Origin of the sequence: Microcoleus sp. AR_TQ3_B6, from assembly GCF_036702785.1 — a bacterium.
Taxonomy (GTDB): domain Bacteria; phylum Cyanobacteriota; class Cyanobacteriia; order Cyanobacteriales; family Microcoleaceae; genus Microcoleus.
In genome coordinates this window covers 1-4,774 of record NZ_JAUBVJ010000182.1, presented here as the reverse complement: position 1 = coordinate 4,774, position 4,774 = coordinate 1, and the positions used below count along the sequence as shown (strand labels likewise).

Genomic DNA, 4,774 nt, shown 5'->3' with positions numbered 1-4,774 from the left:
GCCAAAAACTTTCTCCTGTTTGCGGAGCTATCGCCCCATACAAATAGTAAGCTTTAAAATTCCATTGTACTTTACCTGTTGGTTTGACTCCACGGGCTGTAATTTTTTTCCTTTCAAGCGTTTTTAAGCCGATTCTAGTTTGATATTGACACCAATATTTGAGACCATTTTTTGCTGGGTTAGGGGTAGTGGACTCCAACCAGGAGACCACTTTCAGCAATTTTTATAGTTTTTTTAAACTCGATTGCTGCCGCAGGATTTTTTTTGCTACTCAAACGCCTTGGTACTTTTAACTTGGCTTTCATTCGATAGCGCACTTGCTTGTGTAAAGTTTGATATTTGATGGATACTTGATAGTTATCTTCGATGCCTGTCGCAATTTCTTTGTAACTCTTAAACTCGCAGAATTCTTCACTGATTTTTGTCGAGATTCCTGCTATTACTTCTGAGGAAATTACTCGGAACCGAGCGGTTGAGCCGCGCAGCTTTAATAATGATGACAGGCCGCCATCATTATATTGCTTTAACCATCTTTGTACGGTGATTCTATGTACCCCCTAAAAGTTCAGCTACATCTGTAATGCTCTGGCTCAAACCTGATTTTAACAAATAAAGTGCCTGAACTTTTTGTCTATTAGTTACAGTTTGCTGCCCGGCCATAATTATTTTTAACTCAGTAGTGGTTGCCTCAATTCTTTCTTGGTAGTTCACTTTCATATAACTATCCTTAAACTCTCATACTACGCTCTGCATATTTTTGGAGAAGTAGTATTACATATTAACCGTGCATATTTGGTGAGCCATTGGGTTAAACAGCGCACACCTGAACTGACTATTATTTGCCAGCCATGGAAAGTCAAAAACGGTAATTTTTTTGATAAAAACGCCTTTGTTCTCGATTGGGAACATCACTTGATTCGCTGTCCGTCGGGGCTGTGTTTACCCTTTAATGAGGGAACTGTTGTCCACTTCCCCAAACAGGAATGTCAAATCTGTCCTCTGCGCTCTGAGTGTACCAAGAGTCAGCAAGGTCGCACTATCTCCATTCACCCTGACGAGTCTCTACTCGTAGAGCTACGGCAACGTCAAACTACACAGAGTGGACGTGAAAAACTCCGCGAGCGCGTTAGTGTTGAGCATAGTCTGGCTCATATTGGTCACTGGCAAGGAGACAGGGCTCGCTATATTGGCTTACGTAAAAATCTCTTTGACCTCCGACGTATGGCTGTTGTTCACAATCTCCACGTTCTGGCTCGTATGTTTGAAACTAATGCTGGATAAATTTGTCGGGTAGGAAGGCATACGTCACCGTATCCTTCCCGTCGGGTAAGGTTCGAGCGTCGCCGCTCTCCCCTCCCCTGAGAACGCAGCATGAGAGTTTCCAACTCACTGCGCTCAAGCCTAACTTAAGGCCTTTTGAGACTGGGTTTGAGTTTTGGAATGTACCTGTTTGTGACAAGCTAGGTGGACGTGCTGAAGGTTGTACTCGTCGTCAGTACCGCCTTTAGCAACAGGTACTATGTGGTGGGTTTCTATTTCCTCTCCATTTAACAATAGCCCTCCGCAGATAGGACAAATCCAGTTTTGATTTTGAGCGACGGAATAGTATTTACTACCCTTACTCCAGTATGATTTGCCTAGTCTTTGGTTTCGATTGAGCCAATATTCTTGTTGAAGAGGGTTGTCAGGTGAAGTATTCCCTTTAACCTTTATGTGACGTTCGATGGGCGTGTACGCTATCTGGTAAAGAGTAATAATTTTCTCTTTTCCTCGGCGGTCGCTAATTGTGGTAGCGAACGTCCATTTATTGCCTTTGATGGTTTTAAAGTATCTTTTTCTGACCCACTTTGTGTTTTTCTTAGGATGTTGGCGTTTACACCACCGCCAGAGGTATTCCCACACCCTGTGTGAAATGTAACTGAAGGTTTGCTTGCTAACTAGCCCTCTATAGTAGTTGGCAAAACCCCTGAGAATCGGATTCAGCTTTCTAATTATTGCCTCTTGGTTACTCCCATCCAGACTTTTTATCTCTTGACCGATTCTCTTACAAAAATTGAGAACTTTAGGTTTTGAGGGTTTGATTAACAGTTTTCTGTTGTAATGTCTGAGGTTATAACCCAAAAAGTCGAAGCCATCTTCTATTGACGTAATTAACGTCTTCTCAGCACTGAGTTCGAGTCCTTTTTCGGACATATACGCTTGAATCTGGATTTTGGCAGTTTCGAGACTTCCTTTGTCTCTAGCTGTGACAATAAAATCATCAGCATATCTGACCACGCCTAGTCGGTGGTTGGTGGATTTTATATATGTTTCTAATCCATGCAGTCCGATATTGGCTAGAAGTGGAGAGATGACTCCTCCCTGTGGTGTGCCCGTCTCTGTAGGGTTTACTTTTCCTTTGAGAACAAATCCAGCTTTTAACCATCCTTGGATTAGCCCTCTTTTAGGAAAGTTACTAATCATTTTTAGGATAGATTCATGGGCGATGTTGTCGAAGAAGCCTTTAATATCAGCTTCTAGAACCCATTTGTCATTGCTACCTCTGGGATTGTCACTCAATCTGGTGAATGACTGTTCGATAGCATCTTGACAACTTCTGCCAGGTCGAAATCCATAGGAATTAGGCTCGAATCTGGCTTCCCACTCAGGTTCCAGTGCATTTTTAACTATTGTCTGTATGACTCTATCCCTGACGGTTGGGATACCGAGGGGACGCATTTTGCCATTTTTCTTGGGGATTTCTACTCGCCGAACAGGTTTTTGATTTCCACCCTTCCATGTATTAACAAATTGCACTCTTTGGGCTGGTGAGTTGATTACCTCCTTATCAATACCAGCGGTTTGTTTACCCTGATTGGTTTGAGTGATTTGTCGGACAGAAAATAATAGGTTGGCGTAACTTTTCATCATTAATTTCTGCAAGTTTCTGAGCTTACGGAAATTACCAGTTTCTGAGGCACGAAAGATTCTTCGACGTAGATTTCTCACGGCTTTACTCATCTGTCTCCAGTTAATCTGGCTCCAATCTTTCAGCCGTTCTCTTTGTCCGTTTCCGGTCATTTTCATGGCAGGATCTAACTTGTCATTGAGTTCGATTTCTTTGTCTTTTCTTCTATTCGTGTTAGACCGAGGTTAAGTCTGCTATTACTTTCGTTCAGGAGCAAATTTTGAACTCCTATCTGAATCATTACAACTCAGCATTCGCTTTTTAACCCTTCCTCTATCCTCCAGAAAGTTGTGTCCTCGTTACCTGAGACCTACTAGGAGTTTTCGACCTCTCCTAGACTCTGTAGGACTTACCCTGTCGTATCGTTTGGTTTTACATTCTCGGTTAGGTGCTATCTAGTTCAGCGATGGGTTTAAGTTCACACGACTCATAAATAAGGGAGTTATAAATCCACCCATAATGTCCTATCAGCCTTATTTGGACACTCCCGGTATTACGCCGTTTAACGATAGTTCACTTTCGTTCACCATTCGAGAACTCTCTCTAGCTCCTGACCGACTTAGGCTGTCAGCTTCGGCTACATTCGTGGTCTGCACTCCAGTTGTTTCGTTACCTACTTGACCGTGACCGGACTCTGAGAGTAGAGTCTTTTACGTGAGAGTAAGGGGTGTGAATCCCTTAGTGGAGTAGGCTCCACGTGCCAAACGACCTTTCAGGTCGCGCCCCTAAGAACCGTACTTGACAGTTACCCATCATACGGCTCAAGCATCCTCAACCTTTCGATTTTGCTTTCCATGCACCGATTTGTGGCATTCTTGATGTAGGTGTAGTAGATTTTTGAGAGTTCCTTTTCCACCGTCTTTTACTGCCACTTTATGGTGCGTGTGTAGTTTTTCGCCATTGAACAGGTGTTCATTACATTCTGGACATTTCCAGTTTTGGTTGACTGCCACACAGTAGTCTCTTGAGCCTTTTGCCCAATATTCTCTACCGTGTTTGGTCATCCTGTCTGTCCAGTATGCTTTTAGCTCTGGGTTATCGGGTGTTGCTTTATCCTTGACTTTGATATGTCTGGTGATTTTTGTTTGGCCTATTTGGTATAGATTTACCTCTTGAGGTTCACCATGTCTATTCTTCGTCTTGGCAAAGAATACCCAGTCTCTATTTACTCTTTTAAAGTATTTGACTTTGACCCATTTTGCTCCCTTTTTCGGATGCCTGCGTTTTGCCCATTTCCAGAGCATTTTCCACAAGATACTGCCGAATGTTTGGAACGTTTCTGAGCTGACAGCGTGTTTGTAGTAGTTCGCCCACCCTCGTAGTATTGGGTTGAGGTATCGAATCACGCTTTCTGCTTTAATGGTCTTGTGATTCTTCAACCATGCCTTGATTTCTCTTAACAAGGCTATGACCTTTTCCCTTTGGGGTTTTATTAGGCACTTTCCACCGTATTGTCGGATGTTAAACCCTAAGAAGTTGAACCCATCAGTTAAATTCATGATTTGAGTTTTCTCTTCGTTCAGAGTTAATCCTATTTCGGCTAAAAATACCCTGATTGTGGGCAATATGTCTTCGATTTCCTCTCGGGTTTCGGCTGTCACCACAAAGTCATCTGCGTAACGGATGTATCCATATCTAGGTAGTTTCATCCGTTTTACTTTTCCGGCTGATTTTCCGGATTTGAGGGTGTATTCCTTTGCCTTTATGTGTTGGCTTAGTATGTATTCCAATCCCTCTAGCGCTATATTCGCTAGGGCGTCGGTTCAGTATTAGGAGTTGACAAAAAAAGGACTTTATGAAATTAGCCAGTGCATGAGTTCGACTCTA

At 42.8% G+C, this 4,774-nt stretch carries 3 protein-coding genes and 2 pseudogenes; 1 reads left to right on the top strand and 4 read right to left on the bottom strand.

Going from position 1 to position 4,774, the window contains the following annotated elements; translation table 11 throughout:
- Together QUB56_RS36280 and QUB56_RS36275 are read right to left on the bottom strand one after the other, a co-directional pair.
- Positions 1-220, bottom strand: a pseudogene (locus tag QUB56_RS36280) (hypothetical protein); the annotation flags it as partial.
- Positions 221-546: 326 nt separating this feature from the next.
- Positions 547-717 carry a hypothetical protein gene (locus QUB56_RS36275; RefSeq protein WP_332961197.1) on the bottom strand — a complete coding sequence of 57 codons (171 nt, stop codon included), beginning with the start codon at positions 715-717 and terminating at the stop codon, positions 547-549.
- Positions 718-765: 48 nt separating this feature from the next.
- Between QUB56_RS36275 and QUB56_RS36270 the strand changes: the two are divergent.
- Positions 766-1,281: pseudogene (locus QUB56_RS36270) on the top strand (transposase); the annotation flags it as partial.
- Positions 1,282-1,401: 120 nt separating this feature from the next.
- Here the strand turns inward: QUB56_RS36270 and ltrA are convergent.
- Positions 1,402-3,066, bottom strand: coding sequence for a group II intron reverse transcriptase/maturase (gene ltrA, locus QUB56_RS36265; RefSeq protein WP_332961195.1), 1,665 nt, complete (start codon positions 3,064-3,066; stop codon positions 1,402-1,404).
- A gap of 642 nt (positions 3,067-3,708) precedes the next feature.
- Positions 3,709-4,677 carry a group II intron maturase-specific domain-containing protein gene (locus tag QUB56_RS36260; protein ID WP_332961194.1) on the bottom strand — a complete coding sequence of 323 codons (969 nt, stop codon included), beginning with the start codon at positions 4,675-4,677 and terminating at the stop codon, positions 3,709-3,711.
- Between the last annotated feature and the right edge of the window lie 97 nt (positions 4,678-4,774).

What these genes read in the sequence shown, in the direction of transcription:
- ltrA (WP_332961195.1), bottom strand. Translation starts at nt 3,066, where the DNA reads ATGAAAATGACCGGAAACGGACAAAGAGAACGGCTGAAAGATTGGAGC.
- QUB56_RS36275 (WP_332961197.1), bottom strand. Translation starts at nt 717, where the DNA reads ATGAAAGTGAACTACCAAGAAAGAATTGAGGCAACCACTACTGAGTTA.